General features: G+C 68.0%; 20 protein-coding genes and 3 pseudogenes. 15 read left to right on the top strand and 8 right to left on the bottom strand.

The features are described from left to right. Window positions 1-243: 243 nt before the first annotated feature. Entirely contained in the window at window positions 244-1,725 is a 1,482-nt protein-coding gene (locus tag ACFZDL_RS44520) for a hypothetical protein (RefSeq protein ID WP_353597167.1), read from the top strand. 38 nt (window positions 1,726-1,763) lie between these two features. On the opposite strand, the gene ACFZDL_RS44515 is transcribed toward ACFZDL_RS44520, so the two are convergent. From ACFZDL_RS44515 to ACFZDL_RS44505, 3 genes are all read right to left on the bottom strand, one after another. Further along, the gene (locus ACFZDL_RS44515; RefSeq protein ID WP_353597166.1) at window positions 1,764-2,849 is read right to left on the bottom strand and encodes a hypothetical protein; all 1,086 of its coding nucleotides are present in this window, start codon (window positions 2,847-2,849) and stop codon (window positions 1,764-1,766) included. A 1,369-nt stretch (window positions 2,850-4,218) separates the two neighbouring features. Continuing rightward, window positions 4,219-5,697, bottom strand: a complete 1,479-nt coding sequence (locus ACFZDL_RS44510) for an ATP-binding protein (RefSeq protein ID WP_353597165.1) — start codon at window positions 5,695-5,697, stop codon at window positions 4,219-4,221. A gap of 308 nt (window positions 5,698-6,005) precedes the next feature. Beyond that, window positions 6,006-6,275 carry a hypothetical protein gene (locus tag ACFZDL_RS44505; RefSeq protein WP_353597164.1) on the bottom strand — a complete coding sequence of 90 codons (270 nt, stop codon included), beginning with the start codon at window positions 6,273-6,275 and terminating at the stop codon, window positions 6,006-6,008. A gap of 185 nt (window positions 6,276-6,460) precedes the next feature. On the opposite strand from ACFZDL_RS44505, the gene ACFZDL_RS44500 reads away from it, so the two are divergent. Further along, complete coding sequence (locus ACFZDL_RS44500) at window positions 6,461-7,096, top strand: integrase core domain-containing protein (RefSeq protein ID WP_353597163.1); 636 nt, start codon at window positions 6,461-6,463, stop codon at window positions 7,094-7,096. Between the two features lie 23 nt (window positions 7,097-7,119). Then, window positions 7,120-7,251 (top strand): annotated as a pseudogene (locus ACFZDL_RS44495) (integrase); the annotation flags it as partial. Window positions 7,252-7,297: 46 nt separating this feature from the next. On the opposite strand, the gene ACFZDL_RS44490 reads toward ACFZDL_RS44495, so the two are convergent. The 3 genes from ACFZDL_RS44490 to ACFZDL_RS44480 form a co-directional block, all read right to left on the bottom strand. Then, window positions 7,298-7,489: an acyl carrier protein gene (locus ACFZDL_RS44490; RefSeq protein WP_353597162.1), complete on the bottom strand. Its 192-nt coding sequence runs from the start codon at window positions 7,487-7,489 to the stop codon at window positions 7,298-7,300. A gap of 201 nt (window positions 7,490-7,690) precedes the next feature. Then, the gene (locus tag ACFZDL_RS44485; RefSeq protein WP_353597161.1) at window positions 7,691-8,149 is read right to left on the bottom strand and encodes a hypothetical protein; all 459 of its coding nucleotides are present in this window, start codon (window positions 8,147-8,149) and stop codon (window positions 7,691-7,693) included. Further along, a complete protein-coding gene (locus tag ACFZDL_RS44480) occupies window positions 8,140-8,682 on the bottom strand; it encodes a sigma-70 family RNA polymerase sigma factor (RefSeq protein ID WP_353597160.1) in 543 nt (180 codons plus the stop codon). Before ACFZDL_RS44480 ends, ACFZDL_RS44485 begins: the two co-directional genes overlap by 10 nt. Window positions 8,683-8,834: 152 nt before the next feature. Here ACFZDL_RS44480 and ACFZDL_RS44475 point away from each other — a divergent pair, with 152 nt between their 5' ends. The 7 genes from ACFZDL_RS44475 to ACFZDL_RS44445 all read left to right on the top strand — a co-directional run bounded on the left by ACFZDL_RS44475 (window position 8,835) and on the right by ACFZDL_RS44445 (window position 12,492). Next, a complete protein-coding gene (locus ACFZDL_RS44475) occupies window positions 8,835-9,305 on the top strand; it encodes an Asp23/Gls24 family envelope stress response protein (RefSeq protein WP_391194309.1) in 471 nt (156 codons plus the stop codon). After that, complete coding sequence (locus ACFZDL_RS44470) at window positions 9,302-9,655, top strand: hypothetical protein (protein ID WP_353597158.1); 354 nt, start codon at window positions 9,302-9,304, stop codon at window positions 9,653-9,655. Before ACFZDL_RS44475 ends, ACFZDL_RS44470 begins: the two co-directional genes overlap by 4 nt. After that, entirely contained in the window at window positions 9,652-9,894 is a 243-nt protein-coding gene (locus ACFZDL_RS44465) for a hypothetical protein (protein WP_353597157.1), read from the top strand. The genes ACFZDL_RS44470 and ACFZDL_RS44465 overlap by 4 nt, the downstream gene beginning before the upstream one ends. A gap of 43 nt (window positions 9,895-9,937) precedes the next feature. After that, window positions 9,938-10,129 carry a hypothetical protein gene (locus ACFZDL_RS44460; RefSeq protein WP_353597156.1) on the top strand — a complete coding sequence of 64 codons (192 nt, stop codon included), beginning with the start codon at window positions 9,938-9,940 and terminating at the stop codon, window positions 10,127-10,129. Then, complete coding sequence (locus tag ACFZDL_RS44455) at window positions 10,126-11,118, top strand: DUF6286 domain-containing Asp23/Gls24 family envelope stress response protein (RefSeq protein WP_353597155.1); 993 nt, start codon at window positions 10,126-10,128, stop codon at window positions 11,116-11,118. Before ACFZDL_RS44460 ends, ACFZDL_RS44455 begins: the two co-directional genes overlap by 4 nt. A 4-nt stretch (window positions 11,119-11,122) precedes the next feature. Further along, the gene (locus ACFZDL_RS44450; protein WP_353597154.1) at window positions 11,123-11,689 is read left to right on the top strand and encodes a hypothetical protein; all 567 of its coding nucleotides are present in this window, start codon (window positions 11,123-11,125) and stop codon (window positions 11,687-11,689) included. A 659-nt stretch (window positions 11,690-12,348) separates the two neighbouring features. Beyond that, the gene (locus tag ACFZDL_RS44445; protein WP_353597153.1) at window positions 12,349-12,492 is read left to right on the top strand and encodes a hypothetical protein; all 144 of its coding nucleotides are present in this window, start codon (window positions 12,349-12,351) and stop codon (window positions 12,490-12,492) included. Window positions 12,493-12,660: 168 nt separating this feature from the next. Here ACFZDL_RS44445 and ACFZDL_RS44440 read toward each other — a convergent pair whose 3' ends face one another. Beyond that, entirely contained in the window at window positions 12,661-12,834 is a 174-nt protein-coding gene (locus ACFZDL_RS44440) for a CsbD family protein (RefSeq protein ID WP_353597152.1), read from the bottom strand. A gap of 198 nt (window positions 12,835-13,032) precedes the next feature. On the opposite strand from ACFZDL_RS44440, the gene ACFZDL_RS44435 reads away from it, so the two are divergent. Together ACFZDL_RS44435 and ACFZDL_RS44430 are read left to right on the top strand one after the other, a co-directional pair. After that, window positions 13,033-13,188 (top strand): DUF6131 family protein, encoded by a 156-nt coding sequence (locus ACFZDL_RS44435; RefSeq protein WP_353597151.1) that lies wholly within the window; start codon window positions 13,033-13,035, stop codon window positions 13,186-13,188. Window positions 13,189-13,422: 234 nt separating this feature from the next. After that, window positions 13,423-13,757, top strand: a pseudogene (locus tag ACFZDL_RS44430) (FAD-dependent oxidoreductase); the annotation flags it as partial. A 170-nt stretch (window positions 13,758-13,927) separates the two neighbouring features. Here the strand turns inward: ACFZDL_RS44430 and ACFZDL_RS44425 are convergent. After that, window positions 13,928-14,816 (bottom strand): annotated as a pseudogene (locus tag ACFZDL_RS44425) (integrase core domain-containing protein). A 225-nt stretch (window positions 14,817-15,041) separates the two neighbouring features. Here ACFZDL_RS44425 and ACFZDL_RS44420 point away from each other — a divergent pair. From ACFZDL_RS44420 to ACFZDL_RS44410, 3 genes are all read left to right on the top strand, one after another. Beyond that, on the top strand, window positions 15,042-15,464 hold the full coding sequence (locus tag ACFZDL_RS44420; RefSeq protein WP_353597150.1) for a hypothetical protein: 423 nt from the start codon (window positions 15,042-15,044) through the stop codon (window positions 15,462-15,464). A 154-nt stretch (window positions 15,465-15,618) separates the two neighbouring features. Next, window positions 15,619-15,948, top strand: coding sequence for a hypothetical protein (locus ACFZDL_RS44415; RefSeq protein WP_353597149.1), 330 nt, complete (start codon window positions 15,619-15,621; stop codon window positions 15,946-15,948). A gap of 263 nt (window positions 15,949-16,211) precedes the next feature. Continuing rightward, window positions 16,212-16,457 carry a transposase gene (locus ACFZDL_RS44410; RefSeq protein ID WP_391194278.1) on the top strand — a complete coding sequence of 82 codons (246 nt, stop codon included), beginning with the start codon at window positions 16,212-16,214 and terminating at the stop codon, window positions 16,455-16,457. Window positions 16,458-16,548: the final 91 nt, after the last annotated feature.

Below are 16,548 nucleotides of genomic sequence, written 5' to 3'. Positions count from 1 at the left end.
ACGCCCCGTGCGGAACGCCTGGACCAGGGCAGCATCGTAGGAGCAACATGCTCAAAGGGCGCGGCAGGAAGAAAGTTGACGCAATGTCGCTGGTAGCAGCTGGCGGTCGCAGCATTTCATGGATGCGGCCCATCGAGGTCCGGTGGCGGACACGGCCGGCGTACGCGTGCCAGCGAGAAGCAACTGCACTAAGGAGAGGGCGACTTGGCCGGACGGAACATGGCGTACCTGCACAGGCACGAGGTGGAGAAGCTCCTCCACCTGGACAAAGGTGAGCTGGACCGACTGCTGGAGGAAGACGAAGACTTCCCTGAAGGGTCCCGGGATCATCACAACATGTTCGACCAGGCACTCGGCAAGGAGCCCTCCGTGACGTGGGACGGCGGCTCGGTCTACATCTGGGCCGCCCGCTCACGTCGGTTTCGTGAGCGAGGTGCTGTGCTGCTTGATCCTGCCCTGGACACACGGTCCGTCGCGCCCGGCAAGTGGCTCGGATTCCAGCCCACCTCGCAGGGCCCGGCCATGGACTGGGACACCGACCTCGGCATCGTGCGCATCGTCCACACCACTCGCCATGGCGCAGCCTGCGCTATGGCCGAAGAACTGGCCGAGGACTTCGGAGCCCAGGACGTGATCACCGTATGCGCCCTGTTCGGTGATATCGGATTCTCGGGACCGGCCTTGATCGCGGCCGACACCGCACAGCCGTTCCTGGAGTACGAGACCCAGTGGGGCCTTGTGACCCGGCTCGTCGGCCAGCCGCTGCCCTGGTGGCCCCGTGCGCTGCGACGCTCCGACGTGATCAGCCAGTGGTCGCCGGGCGCACCCGTCACCCTCGCCGAAGTCCTGCCCGACGAGCAGGAGACTACCCTGCGGCAGGCAGCCACCGTCCGATGGCCTGATGACGCCGCCAAGACGGCACTTGTGGACCTGGCCAACTCCCTGCGCAATCACGACATCGACAGCCTCGACAGCGAGATTCGCATCTTCGCCGAACACGGTGGGCACCCCCACGGCGACCCGCTCCTCATTGCGGCCCGACACCGCACCGAAGGCTACCCCCTGCCCCGCACCGATGACCGTGATCTGCTCGCTGCAGGCTGGCGCGCCATCGCTTCCAGCCAGCTCTTCGAAGCCTACGAACCCATGGAGATCGGCATGCACTACGCCGCCGATCTCCTGCCGTACGGCCCGCGCACCAAAGTGCGCCTGCGAGGCCCCGCCGCCCGCCGATGGGGGCAGCAGCTCACGGCGTGCACACCTACCGCCGTGCACGCCGTCCTCGCCGGTGACGCCCACGACGTGACCTTCTACACCGACCGCACCACCGGCATTCCCATCGTCCGCAAGGGATCCTCCCGCGACGGCACCTGGGTCTTCCTGGCCCCACTGCAGCTAGAGGACCAAGCTGCCCGGCTCGAGTCCGTGATCCTGGAAGACACGGTGTGGGTACAGACCGCGGACGGCCGGATCCATCCCGGGCCGTGTACCCCAGGCGACCACCTATGGTGGGGCCCTGGCGGAGGGGACCGGCCCACGGAAGCCGCCTGGGTCATCTCCCAGCTCATGGCCGACATCAGTACGCGAGTGAGCTTGGCCGACCACTGGCACCACGCCCCCGCCGGCCTGACGAAGCTCCTCAACGAAACCCGCGGGTACGGCACCGAACTCCCGAGGGCCGTGCTCGAGCATGCCCGGACGCAGCAGGTCGACGGCACTTCTTAGCCGACAGTCCACGCCGCCTCACCTTGATTCTCGCCGGGTTACGGGCCAGGGCGCACCGCGGCGGCCGTGGTCCGCGCCTTCGGCAGCACGATGCCCTGGGCCTGAGCCATTACCCCAGGCCGTAGCGTCCACGGCACCGGACTCGTCTCCATCAGCCACTCGTTCGACAGCAGTCGCCGCACGATGAAGCTACGTACTGAGCGGTACACGTCCCAACCCAGGCCCGAGCACAGTTGGTTGTAGGAGGGGCCGTGGCCGTGCTCGGCCCGGAAGACTACGGTGAACTCGGCCGCCTGCGGGCCACGGTCAGGGTGGGCCTCCTTCCACTCGCCGTAGGCATTCTTGATCCACTTGGGGATGAACTGCGGGTGGACCCGCTCCATGAATGCGGCAGCGACCTGTCCTGGTTCGCGCGCGCACACGGCGCAGTACTCGACGGCCTCGGCGTGCCGTCGCAGCGCGGGGGTCGCCGCGTTCTTCCACTGAATCCAGGCGGCGGCGTCGAACCGAGCCGCCGACCTTGCGGGGCGCTCGACCTGGCCTTCGGCTTTCGCGACCTCCGCCGTCCGCTCGCCTTCCAGGGGACGGCGCAGTCCCGACAAGTGGCGTACAGCAGGGTCGAGGCGGTATCGGTCCTTGGACACCTCCGCGACGAACCCTTTCCGTAGGAGGTCGGGCAGGGCGGCTCGGCAGGCTTCCGGGAAGTCGGGCGGAACCTGCCCGAGGAGCTTGGACGTGCTGTGTGCCGCGAGGAACAGGGCGGCCAGCCGTGCCGCAGGGGGAAGTCTCTTGACTGGCTTGGCGGACAGGGCGCGCGTGGTCCATCCGGACACCCGTAAGCGGACGTTCTTCCCGAAGGGCAGCGGGTGATTATCTGTCCGGGTCAGGTCGGGGACCGTGATCGGGACCGGGGTCGCGGGATCTTCGCCGAAGAGAGCGTCGCCGATCTGCCAGCCCAGGCCGCGAAGGGCGTCGACGGCTTCGCGTGCATCACCGAGCCGCAGAGCGGCCAGGTCCGCCCCGGTGAGGTTGCCGACGCCACCGCGTGCGGCCCGGATGGCCACCACCACGGCGACGAGCTGGGCGTCAGGGCCAGGCAGCGCGAGGGAGGACGCGTAACTCATCAGCGTTCACGCGGCTTCTCCTTGTTGGGAACTCAGCAAGAACGGCTGCGGCGTTGTTGCTGGGACGGCGCTGATATTGCTGGGGTCGGATGCATTCTTCGGCACGACGGCCCCAACGCGTATGGAAGGGGCTGGTCACTATCCATGCTCCATCTGGAGCAGACCAGAAAGCGAGTGCCCTGTTCTTGTCTGTGTGAGTAGTCCGAATCCTCGGCGCAGGCTGGACGGCACCACCTGGATGGGCGACCCACGCCAGAGTCCGCGCAGGCTCCAAGACTTCAACATGCTGAACTTGACAGAGAAGGCGATCGACTGAGTGACCGAAGTGAGGTGCTGGCGCTGCACCTGCGCCCACTTCGCGCGCCACCGCCCAGGCACGGCCTGGCCATCCCGCTGACCTTCCATCCCAAGGACGACCGGGCCGAAGCCTTGCCTCCCCCTTGCGGAGACCCCTCTGTGGTCAGCCCAGCAGCGCTTGGCACACTATTTAGTGTGCTAGGGCACCTGCCGACTGTCTCGCTACGGCGCTACAGAGCCCGATAGGGCGCTCACCTCCTGGGAGTGCCCCGTCTGCCGGCGGACGCCAAGGGGCATTACCTCGTCTTGACGCGGCAGATACCTTGCGGCCGGGACACCCGAGCACCGACTGCCTGCAGAAACACGCCTACCGAGGCCCTCAGCCCATAGCTTCCCCCTGTCGCATGGGGAGCACGACATCGTGCTCCCACCGCGAAAGGTGCTCGAGAGCCGACAAGGGGTTCTTATGCCTCTCGACGTAGAGAGCATCCAAATCGATCGAGTGACCCCGGGGGCCTGCAGTTGACGACGGCGCACAGGGACTCGGTACGGCGCGGTAGGTCTACCGGATCGGGTGACGGACGAATCGGGCACCGTTGACACGTCTGCGAGTTGGGAGCACGAGGGCTCCCAGAGGGCTCCCACTTGCTCCCAGCCCGGACATGGTTAAGGCCGCTTCCGCTACCCGCGGAAACGGCCTCCGACCTGCGATGATGCTGGTCGGGACGACAGGATTTGAACCTGCGACCCCTTGACCCCCAGCTCAAATGCGTCTGAGCGGCGTGCTCCAGTCCATTTATCGAGGTCACGGTCAAGCCAAATCAGCCGAGTAAAGGAGTCCGTGCTTTTCGGCCCCTGCACTCCTGGCAGATTGAGAATTGACAGCCTGACCATGCAGCACATACGTCCAGTTTACGCTTGCTGTGCCCGTAAAGGACAGGCCCGCCGGGCCAGCGCCAGCGAGCTCACACCGACAACTGCGGGCCTACGCGGCAACTGATTCCCCCTCGCCGCGGTCCGCACCAGGAGATCAGGCGACACGCGAGCACCTGCACGTCAGGGAAGGTGGGCATCAGTCTCCGTTATAGAGGCGGTACAGATCAACGAGTTGGACCGTGGGATCGCGGTGGGCGAGGTCGCGCAGGTCGCCGGTGAAGCCGGCGCCGCTGAAGCACAGCAGCCGGGTGCGCTCAGCATGCACACCGGCCCGGGCGCGCAGCAGGGTGCGGATGCGGTCGAGGCGTTGGAGGTGGCCGATGCCCATGGTCTCGTTCCATTTGGCTTCGCCGATGGCGAGCAGGATTTCGCGGCCGTCCTCGTCACGGCCGAAGGTTGCCAGGTCGACTTCGTGAGTGGTTTTGGCGGTTGAGTCGGGGACGGTGCCGGATTCCACGCGGGTGCGCTGTCCGCCGAGGGTGTCGGGGCTGGCGTACCAGCGGGTCCAGGTGCGGCAGAGCTGTTCGAAGTGGGGGCCGATGACTTTGCTGCGGAACGTGGCCTGCGAGCGCTCCCATACGGCGGCTGCCTGGCCGGGACGCTCCAGATCACTCCATTCGGGGCGCATGAGCGCGTGGTAGAAGGTCAGGATGGGTTCGGCGATGCGGTAGGCGGAGCGTTTGCCGTGGAAGGCGTCCGGCTCTCGGACGATCATGCCGGTGTCTTCCAGCACTGTCAGCGCGTGGCTGAGGTCCGTGGACTTGCGCTCCAGGAAGCCGGCGATGCCGCCGCGGGTGTGGTTGCCCTGGGCGATGGCGGCGAGCACGCCGTGGTAGAGGGCGGTGTCCCGCAGGTCGGGCTCCTCGGCCAGCAGGAAGCGGGCTTCCCGGAACAGCGGGCGCCCCGGGTTGAGGACGTTGCGCATCACCCACGGGCCGAAGTCGTCCAGACCGGCGGGGGTGTCGCCGAGGACGAACTCGCGCCGGTAGGCGGGGGTCCCGCCGACCACGGAGTTGACCAGCAGCGCCAGCCGGGGGTCGTCGGTCTGCTCCCAGAAGCGGGCGGCCTGGCGGAAGTCCAGGGTCGGCACCACCAGTTCCAGGCTGGACCGGCCCCGCAGAGGGGCAGTTCCGGCGAGCAGGCTTCCCATGAACGACAGTGCCGAGCCGCACAGCAGCAGGCGCACCGGACCGCTCTCGTGCCGGGCCTGTGGGCCCAGGGCCCGCTGCAGCAGCGAGGGCAGTTCCGGCGAAGCCTTGGCCAGGAAGGGAAACTCGTCCAGTACCACCACCAGGGGCGCACCGCCGGGTCCCGTCAGGGCCATCAGTTCGGAGACCGCCTCCTCCCAGTGCGCGAACCGGTAAGGCGCCCGACGCCCTTCAAACCGTGCCAGCGCCGCCCCGAACTGGCGCAGCGACTCCGCCTCAGTCGCCTCACTCGCCGCGAAGAAGAAACCACCAGCCGCCCGGCACACCCCATCCAGCAGGAACGTCTTACCCTGACGCCGCCGCCCCGAGACCACGCCAAGCGTCGCCTCCACCCCCGCATAGGAGGCGAACCGGACCAGCTCCTCCCACTCGAAATCCCGGTCGAACATCCCCACCGGCTTGTCCACCACACACCTCCAACCAATGATGAGCCAGTTTATTATATACGCGCTCATCACTAATCGCGTTACGTCCGAGGCCTGCGTCGAGGGGGCCACAGCCGGTGTCAAGATCGGCGGTGAGGCCGAAGAGCCGGGTGGTCGGCCGGGAAGCCGAGCCCGCGCCGTTCAGAAAGGGTGTCGTCGCAGGTCGTAGAGGGTCCGATGGGGGTCGCGCAGTGTCGCGGACGGTGTGGGTGCCGGAACTGTGTCACCCGAGGTGACCTGCGGGCTCGGATCTGCCGGAGCACAGGAAGCCGGCGAGTGGCTGTGCGGCATCATGCTGGGTCGTGGCGATACGTCTGATCTATCAGCTCGCGTGTCAGCTCTACCGATGGCTTGCGCTGCCGACCCGGTCGAGTGCGGCGAAAGACGTCGAGATCTTGATGCTCCGGCACCAGCTCACTGTCGCGCAGCGCATCCAGCCACGACCTCAATTTTCCTGGAGCGATCGGGCTGTCATGGCAGCGCTGCTCCGGATGGTGAACAAGCACCAGCGTGCACGGCTCGCGTTGCTGGTCACTCCACGGTCGGTCCTGCGCCGGCACACACGCCTCGTCGCCCGGAAGTGGACCATCCACGCCGCCGTCCAGGCCGACCGCCGACGCCGGAAGCACTGCGGCAGCCGGTCCTGCGCCTCGCACGGGAGAACCCGGGGTGGGGATACCGACGGATCCACGGCGAACTGCTCGGCCTGGGACGCAAAGTCGGCGCCTCGACCGTCTGGGAAATCTTGCAGAAGGCCGGGATCGACCCCGCACCCCAGCGCACCAACCAGTCCTGGCCCGTCTTCCTCAAAGCCCAGGCCTCCGCCATCGTGGCCACCGACCTCTTCCACATCGACACGGTCTTCCTGCGGCGCTGGTTCGTGCTGTTCTTCATCGACCACGGCACCCGCCGCGTGCACATCGCCGGCGTCACCCGGCAGCCGACCGGCCCCTGGATCACCCAGCAAGCACGGAACTACCTCATGGACCTCGGTGACCGCGCAGAGTCGATCAGATTCCTCATCCGGGACCGCGGCGCCTACTTCACCGCCAGCTTCGACGCCGCCTTCCAGGCGGAAGGCATACGCGTGATACCCACCCTGCCCGCTGTGCCACGGATGAACGCCATCGCCGAACGCTGGATCGGATCATGCCGACGCGAGGCAACCGACCGCATCCTGATCACCGGAGAACGCCACCTGCGTCTCGTCGGCGGCGAGTACGCGAAGCACCACAACAGACACCGGCCGCACCGATCCCTCGGACAACGGCCACCAGACCAACTCACCAGCCCCGAGCCACCCATCGCCAGGGACAACACTCGCATTCGTCGACGCGACCGACTCGGCGGCCTTATCCACGAATACTCGCAGGTCGCATAGGGTGACACAGATTCCGGCACCCACAGGCCGGCATCGACCCAGCACCCGAGCGGAACTCCAGTACCTGGGCCACCTTCCTTCGCGGCCAAGCTGATGCCCTGCTGGCCTGCGACTTCATGGAAACAGTCACCCTGTCGGGGGTACGGATGTACGTGAGCACGCCCAGCTCGGCGGGGACCCGCATTGCCAGACAGCCGATTCTCAAGAATCGGGCGACAGAGTCCGGCAGTGTTCGCGCATCCTTCGGCGCAGCTGCACCGCCGTGAACGATTCCAGACCCAGAGCTGTCAGCGTGGTCTCCGGGGCGATCTGGTCCGGTTGAGTGCCGAGGCCTTCGGCGATGCAGTCGGTGACGTGCTCGAGGGCGGGTTTGGTACGTGCAGGCTGGCTCATCCGGTCTCCGTTGCCGCTGGAGGAGTGGACTCGGGATGTCCGGCCAGCGGAGGGCCAGCCGGTGCTCGGCGAGCTCCGGGGCCAGCTCCGACTCGTCCAGCACCCACCTGTCGTACTGCACCGTCACTACGGACAGTCAGGGTCGGGCACCTGTCGGTGGACGGCGGCTGCGTCCGCTTCTGCTTCACCAGGCGCTGGTGGTCAGAGACGTGGGTGGACGTCATCGATGGTGATGTCGATGCGGATGAGGCGAAGACCGAGCTGGGTGGCTGCGGCTGTGTGCAGGGTGGTGCGTATCCGGTGGGCGGTGGTGGAGGCGTGCTGGCCGTAGCGGAGGCTGATGCTGACGGCCACGTGGGTGGGGTCTCCAGGGGTGGGGAAGCGGCAGCCTCGGCCGGTGGTGCCGGGGACGCTGCTGGTGGCGGCGGACAGGAGAGTAGCGGCGGCGTGTTCGGTGATGGACAGACGGTGCGGAGGTTCTGCGGGGAGCGGCAGCTTGCGGAAGTGGCGCGGTTCTTGGCGGATCCGGGCCATGACACATGCCACGAAGCCCGGGGGGCGCTCGACCGGTTCGGTGGTCAGCGCGGCGGTCGCCTCACGGAGTGTGTCGATGGCGGTGCCGCTCGGCAACTGGTCAGCAGTTGGATGGTTCATCGCCATGGCGTGAGCTCCTGAGCAAGCCGGGCGCGAGCGCGGTGGACGCGACCACGGACGGCATCTGGGCTGGTGTGGACGGTGCGGGCGATTTCGTTGGTGGACATGCCTTCCAGTTCTCTCAGCACCCAGCATGCGCGCTGCTCCGGGGTGAGCCGTCTGAGGGCACAGGTCAGCGCGGCACGTAGTTCGGCGGCCACGGCCTGCTGTGCGGGGCCTGCTGCACGGGATGGCGGCAGGGCCTCCTCTTCGAGGCTGATCTCGGGGCGTCGGGTGCGGGCGACGTTGACGGCGCGGGTCGCGGCGATGCGGTACAGCCAGGCGGCGAACGCCTGCTCCGCATGGATTTCGTGCAGGCAGCGCCAGGCGGTGATGAAGGAATCCTGGGCGGCGTCCTCCGCGGTGTCGGCGTCTCCCACGATGCGCAGCGCAATCCGGTATACGCGAGTGGCGTAGCGGCGCACCAGGTCCTCGAAGGCTGCGGTGTCACCGTCACGGGCGCGGGCGACAAGAATGCCGTCCTCCGCCTCGGAGGTCACCTTGTGCGAGTGCCCCGGCGGGAGGCTACGAACCACATTCGCGTGAGGTACATCCCATGACGGGCGTGAGGATCCCCGGGTCGGCTGTGTCTTCTTTAGTGATGCGGGTAATGAGCTCGCACGGAACGGAGAACGGCGCGGTGAACACACAGATGAAAGAGACGACGGTCAAGTCGAGTGAGCAGTCCGAAGGGGCCCGTTCCGTGACGGCGCGGGGGTCCGCGGAGCTGGTGAGCGAGCAGGGCAAGACATCGGTCGCGGATGTGGTCGTGGCCAAGATCGCGGGGATGGCGACCCGTGAGGTGCCGGGCGTGTACGCGATGGGCGCCGGCGTGTCCCGTGCGCTGGGCGCGATGCGCGAGCGTCTGCCCGGAGTGGTCGGCCCAAGCATCACTCAGGGGGTCGCGGTCGAGGTGGGTGAACGCCAGGCCGCGGTCGACCTCGATGTGATCGTCGATTATGGGGTGTCCATCCCGGACCTGGCCGCGGGGGTTCGCCGCAACGTGGTCACCGCGGTGGAGAAGATGTGCGGATTGGAGGTCACCGAGGCCAACATCACTGTCGGCGACATCCACATGCCCGGTGATGAATCGGCCGAGGCGGCGGAGTCCCGCGTCCAATGACACATCCGGCACATCGCACACATCCGACACGTCCAGCCTCCGGCCGGGATGCGGGCGAGGTCGGCCGACTGGCCGGCCGGATCGCCACCGCGGTGGCCGACTGCCCGGCGGTAGCGGCCCTGGCCGACGGGCCGGTTGCCACTTACCTGCCGGGCAGCACCGTGGCCGGGGTCGCCGTCCGCGACACCGAGGTGAAGGTCGCGGTGGTCGCGGTCTTCGGTACGCCGGTGACCGAGGTCGCCGCACAAGTACGGGCCGCGGTCCACGGGCTGATGCCCGGCACACAGGTGGAGGTGTGCATCGACGACATCGAACTCCCCGGCAGCGCCGCTCGGGAGACGCTCAGGTGAGCGCACACCCCACACCGCAGCGGCAGGCGTTCCGGGCCTGGGTGCGCCTGCACCACCCGGACGTCGGCGGTGATCCAGAGGAGTTCATCGCGGGGTTGAGCCGCTGGCGCACCGCTGTCGCGGCCCCGCGCTGTTCCGAGGTGGTGCGGGTGCGTGTGTTCCGCCGCCGGGGCGGACTCTGGCTGGCCGCCCGGTGGTGGCGGCGCCACCGGCGCCGTCGAGCGCGGCGCGTGCGCTGACGTGATGCGGCACAAGTTCAGACGAGGGAAATGAGTGAGTGACATGGACGGAACGCAGTGGGCTACAGCGATCGGCCTGGGATTCGGGACCGCGCTGGGCTTCGCCGGAGCCTTCGGCGGCTTCACCGCTTTCTTGATCGTGCTCGTTCTCGGCGCCGTCGGACTCCTCGCGGGCCGGGCCGTGGCCGGTGAACACGATCTGAGCGGCCGGCTGGGCGGCCGGAGGCGGTCGTGACCACGGATCTGGTGCCGACGCCACCGGCGGCGCTCGGGCCGCCGGAGACCCGCGGGCACACTGAGATCGCCAAGCGGGTGCTGGAACGGATCGCCGTGCGCGCCGTCACCGAAGTGGACCAGGCCGGCGGGGCGCCGCGGCGGCTGCTCGGGGTACCGCTCGGGCGTGCCAAGGCCCCGCCCGCTCCCCAGGTCACGGCCCACGTCGACGGGCACCTGGCCACCGTGGCGATGACGGTGTCGGTGGCATACCCGGCGCCGATCCGCCAGGTCAGCCGCCGCGTGCGGGAGCGCGTCGCTGCCCGCATCGGCGAGCTGACCGGCCTGGACGTGCGCGAAGTCGACATCGACGTCGCCCGCCTCACCCACACGGCCGCTCCCCGCACCACCGTGGACCACGAAGCGCCGTCCGCGCCCCCGCGGGCGGTCGACCGACAGCGCCGACGAGCAGCGATACGTGCCTTCCGGCCCAGGCGGACCCTCCCGGCCGTCCTGGTCGCAGCCCTGCTGGCCGCCGTCGCGCTCCTGGCCACCATCCAGGTCGTCGCGAGCCTGATCAACCGCGACGCACAGGTGCTGCCGGTGACATGGCTGACCCGGGCAGGCCGCGATCTGCGGTGGGACGATCCCGCCGTGCTCGCCGCAGCCGCCGCGATCCTCGCCGTCGGGGTACTGCTGGTCGCGCTGGCGCTGGCGCCCGGCCGTCCCCGGGTGATCGCCTTGCGGTCCGAGGATCCCCAGACAACGGTCGGCATCACCCGCGCCGGGCTGCGCCGCTGTCTGACCGCCGCAGTCGGCGGCGTGGACGGCATCGACCGCGCATATGTACGACTGCGCCGGAGGCGGGTACACGTGAACGCCGACAGCCCGCTGCACGACGTCGGCGACCTTCCCCAGCGGGTCCGGCAGGCCGTCACCGACCGCCTCGACGAACTGTCACCCATGAGACCACTTCACGTCCGCACCACCGTACGAGGGCGAGAGGAGTGAGCCGATGCGCCGCCCCACCGCCCGCGCCAACCGCATCGCGCTCCTCGCGGTCGGCCTCGTGCTCACCGCGGGCGGCGCCGCCGCACTCGCCCGCGGCCTCGACCTTCGCCCCGGGCTGCTGGGGGCATCCCACACTCCACTGATCGACGAGCAGGCTCGCCGCTTCGCCGCGGACCAGTGGTGGTTCTGGGCCGCCGTCGCCACGTGCGCCGCCCTGCTCGCACTCCTCGCACTGTGGTGGCTCGCCGCCCAGGCCCACACCACCGCCATCCACCACATCAATGCCGAGCCCGACCCTCGCCACGGCGCCACGCACCTGTCCGCCCGGGCCGCCACCGAAGCACTCGAGGAGGACCTGACCGCCAGCCCCTACGTGCGACGGGCCAAGGCCACCCTCACCGGCGCCGCCACCGTTCCACGACTGACACTGACCGTCACCCTCACCGCCGACACCGACCCAGGCGCCGCGAACCGGCACATCCACCAGGCACTGGCTCAACTCCGTCACGCCCTCGAAAGCGACCGCCTCACTGCCACCACCCGCATCCACATCGCCCCAGCCCGCCACTGAGTACCAGCCCTCGCCCGCGATGCGGGCCGGTTGCCTTAGGCGCGGTCACGTATCGGCTTCAGAGTTCGTCCGTCTGGGTGCGGTCGTCCGCGGAGGATCGGCTGGCCGCCGGCCAGGATCACGCCGGCTCTACCGCGATGGAGGCGGGCTGGTCGACCACCACGAGCACGGTGCCCTGGTTTGACTGGAGCTTGGGGGTGCGAGCAGTTCCGCATGAGCGGCTCGGCTGACGGCTGTGCGCGCGCCACGTGCGGGCCAGCCGCCGTTGACGCCCAGGTGAGCCAGGCCTTCCACGGACAGTTTGCGCCAGAGCCTTGCCGCCCCACCGGTGTCTACCAGCGATTCGGCTGCTCCCGGCCGACCGGCTACCGCTCCGTAGGGTGGCACGTGTCGTGGCCTCGTTCACACTGTCCGGGAGGCTCGTGACGTTCGACCACTTCGGCGAGCCGACTGGGCACTGCGGTGGCGTAGTTGCATCAGAGCGTCCACAACCGCGTCCACCACCGCGTTGTGTAGCTTCCCGGCGACCCCGATGCCGCGCCACTCCTCGAATCCAACAAGCCGAAGACCTCCGAATCCAGTGGCAGGAGATCCAGCAAGGCTTCGTCGACGACCCACAGGACTCCGTACGCGCGGCGGACGGGCTCGTCGCCGAGGTCATGCAGCTGCTCGCCACCACATTCGCCGACCACGAACACGGGCTCGAAGGCCAATGGCACCGCGGCGAGGACGTCGCCACCGAGGACCTGCGCATAGCCCTCCAGCAATATCGGTCCTTCTTCGACCGCCTGCTCAACACCTGACCGCCGGCCCCGCCGCGCACTCCGAAGCCGCAGCCCCGGGCTCGCTCTGGCCGCCGCCCGCGCAGACTTCCAGCGCGGACGGCGGCCGCCAGCAGGCCCGCCGGGCCAGAGGCCGGTCCGGCATCGCCTCCGGCAGCCTCTGGCCGACCGGGGATCCGGAGTGCTCTTTCAGCGCTTGAAAGCGCCCTTGATGTTCTGCGCGGCCTGCTTGAGGCCGCCCTTGGCCTGCTCGCCTTTCCCCTTGGTCTCCAGGGAACGGTCGCCGACGGCCTTTCCGGTCTTTTTCTTGACCTTTCCCTTTTCCTTTTCCGCGGAATGCGCGGTCTTCTTGCCCAGCCTCATGACCAGTCCTCTCAGCGGCTCTCACGGGCACCGTATCTAGGGTCCTTTGTTCATATATGTTCCACCCTGGGTGCCGGTCCAACCGCGTGAGGACCGAGCAGCGGCGCCAGGAGGTCAGCTGATCCGCGAGCGGTTGCCGTGGGGACAGCCGAGGATCATGGTGGAAGGGAGGGTATTCGTGCGAGATCGGAGGATGCCATGATCGTCCTGGGGGTCATTCTTCTCGTCATTGGGTTCCTGGCCGGGATCTCCATTTTGTGGACCATCGGGATCGCCTTGGTCGTGATTGGAGCGATCTTGTGGGTCATGGGCTCTGTGGGGCATGCGGTCGGCGGGCGACGGCACTACTGGTAGCCGAAGATGTGCCCCGGTGCCCCGCGCGACCGCCGGGCACCCGCGGGGCCCCTGGCCCCGACGTGCTACCCGCCTCTCTGCAGCCACAAGCAGGCCCGCGGAGCAGGTGGTGTCCGGGCCGCCACCACCACAATCCGGGCGTTCGCCTCGTTCGTCCTGAGGCGACGGTGGAGAACGGTGCCAACGCTCGGGAGCTGCCTCAGAGGTGGAGGACGGGCCGGTGGGCGGCCGCCCACCCTGGTATACGACCACCTGCGCCGCCCCCGCGGCCCCGAAGGCGCACGCCTGTGCGCACGCTCCCAGACCGCGGCGGTCCGGCACGCCTCCGAGATCGTCGACGAACTCGGCATCGACTGCGAGTGGCAGGAGGCGGCGGCCTGCACCTATGCCGAGGATCCGCAGCGCACCGGCGAGCTGCGGCGGAGGCCGAAGCCGCACGTGAGGCGGGTCTTCCGGCCGAGTGCGTCACCGATACCGAACTGCCCTTCGCGGTCGCCGGCGCGGTCCGGGTGAGCGGGCAGGCGCGGTTCCATCCCCGCAAGTACCTGCTGGCGCTCACCGACGACCTGCGCCCGTATCGGGTCGTGATCAATCTGTCGATTCGCCTTCGTGGTGAGGCCTGAACCGGTAGATGTTCTTCCGTGACGCGACTGCAACTGATGGACCTGGAGTGGGAGTTCATCGGGCCCGTACCTGCCGATCGGCGAGTACGGTCCCTTGAAGGGTGTCTTTATTCCAATCAGGCTGCTGAGCTGGGCGTTTCCTGTGGATGATGCGGCAGCCGGGGTGGCATGGTGTGGTACTCGTTGAGCAGTCCGCCAAGTACCGGCTGGCGCCTGACCCCGGCAGAGGACAGGGGGACGACGTTCGGGTCGTCGTCGGGTGCTCGTAGGTCGAGGCTGCGGTGGGCTCGTCCCCGTTGTAGTGCTCCGCGTACGTGGTAAGGACCGTGCGCAGGTGCCGTTCGCCGGTGATGAGAAGGCGGTCGGTGCATTCGGTGCGGGCTGTGCGTATCCATCGTTCGGCAAACGCGCTTGACCGGGGGCTTTGCGGCGGCGTCTGAGGAAGACGGTCTCTACGTGCATGAAATCGCAAGCGAGCAGTGTGTGGGCCTGGGCTCGGAGGAAGGAGCGCCAGGTCTGCTGGGAGGCGCGCTGCGGTGCGGGGGGGGGTAGACCGGAGCGGCGCAGAACGCGTCGGACAGTCGCAGCGGCGACCCGATGACCAAGCCGACGCAACTCCCCCTGGATCCTGACGTACCCCCAGGTCGGGTTCTCTCTGGCCAGGCGCTGGATGAGCGCGACCGTCTCTTCCGGCAACGGTGGACGACCGGGTCTGACCGGTGCTTGGCGCCACTTCCAGCGCACCAGACGGAGGTGCCAGGTCAGCAGTGTGCCCGGGGTGACCAGTCGATGGCGGCGTAAGACGGGTGGCAGATGCCGTGCGAGAGCGGAGAGCACGGCACGATCAGCCCATGAGAGCCGCGGCCGCTGGACCTGCCGACGACCCACAGCGACCTCATGACGAAGAGCAAGGATCTCGGCGTTGTTCGCGGCGGTCGAGCGGCCCATCAACAGGAAGCAGCCCAGTAGTCGACAGAAGATCAGGTAAAGCGGTCGCAGACCCACGATCACTGATCATGCCCACACTTGAGCGATCGAAAAGCCCCAGGTCAACCACCATACGGCAATAAAGACACCCTTCAGCCACCAATAGCCGCACTCCTGCCGCGGTCGTGAGGGCGACCGTGCCCGCGCTGATGCGCAGTGAGACTCCACAACCGCTGCGCGATCTCGTGCGTCCTACTCTTGAGCGCCGACAGGAGCCGGCCACGGGGAGACGGGACGCGGGCCATGCAGAAGTACACGGTCGTCCAGCACATCAAGCGCTTCTTCTGGATCCCGCGTAGTGCGAGACGGCGGCAACCCACACCCTGCTGGCGGGTGATAGGGCTCTGCCTGTCGGTGCTCGCCTTCGGGGCTGGGGTCACCGCGGTGGGTTGGGACGATGAATTCGGCGGCTCCTACATCATGGCGATGATGCTCCTCTTGAATGTCGTCGACGACATCATCAAAGGGGTACGGCACCGCTGGCCGGCCGCACTGGCCGCACTGGCGATCTTGTCTGGCGCGAGCTGGCTCACCAGCGCCGTCCTGCCCGGCTCCCTCGGCGCGGCTTGGGCAAATACCATCGCCGCCGCCGTCGGCGTCACACTCGGGTTCGCCGTGGCCGCCGGGATCACGCGGCTCCCGGAGCGCCTGGCGGCGGCCCGGTGAAGGGTTCCCGGGTTCGTGTGACGTGACACTGCCCTTGCCAGGAACCTCATCCGCCCTGGTAGGGGCCGGTGAATCGGGTTTCCCGAAATCTGGCTGCGGTCGTCTGAGCCGACGCTCTCGCGCAGCTGCCGTCAGCACGTCATGATGATCGATCGTGCTGCTGCGACTGGCTTACCTGGGTGTGTCGAACGCGTTTGCGATGCTTCGCCTGCTGCCGATGACCGACCGGGACAAGGACGCTGAGATCCTCGCCCTGCGCCACCAGATCACCGTGCTGGAACGCCAAATCGGCAAGGAAAAGATCCGGTTCACCCCGAGCGACCGGGCATTCCTGGCAGCGCTCCTACACCGGCTGCCACGGCACGTCCTGCGAAGGTCACGGCTGCTCGTACGCCCCGACACGGTACTGCGTTGGCACCGCAACCTCGTCGCACGCCGCCACGCCTGTGCCGCTCGAAAAGTCATCGCTGCTCTACCTTCTTGATCGGGTTGATCGAGCCATTCGTAGGGTCCTACCTTCTTGATCGGGTTGATCAAGGCCACTTGTAGGGTCTGGAGGCCCAGAGACGGCGGGTATGGCTTTCGTAGGGTTGCCCGCGATGGTTCAGCCAACCTGGCCGCCCGGTGTCTCACGACGGCCTGACTGCTGATTAGGAGACGCGAGTACCTCGTCGTACATCGCTGAGTAGGACCACGCCGGCAAGGTCGTCCGGAACCGCATCGCACTTCGAACGACCGGAGGAGCCCGTGGCCCAGATCTGGGCGGGTACGGACATCGGCAAGACGCACCACCATTGCGTGGTCCTGGATGCGGAGGGCAAACGGCTGCTGCCGCGCCGCGTCCCGAACGACGAGCCGGACCTCCTGCTCCTGCTTGCCGATGTCCTCGCCATCGACGAGGACGTGGTATGGGCGGTCGACGTCGCCGACGGCATGGCTGCTTTGCTCGTCAACCTGCTGCTCAACCATGGCCAGCACCTCGTCTACATATGAGGTTCCCCCGAGATGCGGGGAGAGGTGACAGCGGGTCAGATGGGTCTCAGGAGAGGAGACCAGACGATGCCTGCCCCGAGGAAGTACCCGC

The sequence above is a fragment of the Streptomyces sp. NPDC007917 genome (assembly GCF_042959105.1).
Taxonomy (GTDB): Bacteria; Actinomycetota; Actinomycetes; order Streptomycetales; family Streptomycetaceae; genus Streptomyces.
Note: the sequence above shows the minus strand (reverse complement) of the source record. Positions and strands in the feature narration are given on the sequence as shown.

Excerpts from the sequence above, each read along its gene's own strand:
- ACFZDL_RS44470 (WP_353597158.1), top strand. The coding sequence starts at position 9,302 with ATGACACATCCGGCACATCGCACACATCCGACACGTCCAGCCTCCGGC.
- ACFZDL_RS44515 (WP_353597166.1), bottom strand. The coding sequence starts at position 2,849 with ATGAGTTACGCGTCCTCCCTCGCGCTGCCTGGCCCTGACGCCCAGCTC.
- ACFZDL_RS44485 (WP_353597161.1), bottom strand. The coding sequence starts at position 8,149 with ATGGCGATGAACCATCCAACTGCTGACCAGTTGCCGAGCGGCACCGCC.
- ACFZDL_RS44435 (WP_353597151.1), top strand. The coding sequence starts at position 13,033 with ATGATCGTCCTGGGGGTCATTCTTCTCGTCATTGGGTTCCTGGCCGGG.
- ACFZDL_RS44475 (WP_391194309.1), top strand. The coding sequence starts at position 8,835 with ATGAAAGAGACGACGGTCAAGTCGAGTGAGCAGTCCGAAGGGGCCCGT.
- ACFZDL_RS44450 (WP_353597154.1), top strand. The coding sequence starts at position 11,123 with ATGCGCCGCCCCACCGCCCGCGCCAACCGCATCGCGCTCCTCGCGGTC.
- ACFZDL_RS44440 (WP_353597152.1), bottom strand. The coding sequence starts at position 12,834 with ATGAGGCTGGGCAAGAAGACCGCGCATTCCGCGGAAAAGGAAAAGGGA.
- ACFZDL_RS44420 (WP_353597150.1), top strand. The coding sequence starts at position 15,042 with ATGCAGAAGTACACGGTCGTCCAGCACATCAAGCGCTTCTTCTGGATC.
- ACFZDL_RS44490 (WP_353597162.1), bottom strand. The coding sequence starts at position 7,489 with ATGAGCCAGCCTGCACGTACCAAACCCGCCCTCGAGCACGTCACCGAC.
- ACFZDL_RS44445 (WP_353597153.1), top strand. The coding sequence starts at position 12,349 with ATGCAGCTGCTCGCCACCACATTCGCCGACCACGAACACGGGCTCGAA.
- ACFZDL_RS44460 (WP_353597156.1), top strand. The coding sequence starts at position 9,938 with ATGGACGGAACGCAGTGGGCTACAGCGATCGGCCTGGGATTCGGGACC.